We start from the raw sequence: 665 nt of genomic DNA on the forward strand, positions 1-665 counted from the left end.
GTGTGTGTCAGCAGACCGAACAAGCCGCCCAGGAAGATCCCGAAGCCGACGAAGACCATGTCGGTTGCCGAGGTGCGGCGGTCGGGATAGCCGAGCTCGGTCGCGGCCCGCTCGACTTCCGGCAGCGGCCCGACCAGCGACATGACGTYACCACGATTGACGCGTGTCGTCGGCTCGATCGGCATCTCAATGCCCGAGCGTGTCAGCTTGGACAGGAAGACCCCCCGCGCGAACTCCGCTTCGACCAGTTCTGCCAACGATTTCTCGTCGATGCTGCGGGCTGTCACGATGACGTTGAGCGCCTCGAGCGGAATGTCGAGCAGCTCGGGGTCGCTCACCTCGGGGCCGATCAGGTCGCCGCGGGCGGCGTGAACCTCATGGCGCGCCATAATGGCAATAATGTCGCCCGCCTGGATCCTGCGATCCGAAGCGTGGCCGAACAGCACCACCCCGCTGCGAACGCGCAGGATGAAGGCACGGGTCTCCTTGATGAGGGCTTCGATCTCGGTGATCGTCTTGGTGGTCAGAACCGGGTTTTCGACGCGATAGGCGCGAACGTCGAACAGGCGGGCGGCCGAGGTGACGCCTTCGGCATCGCTGCCCGGTCCGGCCTTGTCGGCGCGCTGTGCCGCGATCTCGCGAAGGTTGATGCCCATGAGCTTGGG

General features: G+C 65.4%; 1 pseudogene. It reads right to left on the bottom strand.

The annotated features are described in order from the left end of the window. Positions 1 to 665 (bottom strand): annotated as a pseudogene (locus AC1D34_RS38180) (aspartate-alanine antiporter); the annotation flags it as partial.

Source organism: Allobosea sp. P1_A7 (genome assembly GCF_056406775.1).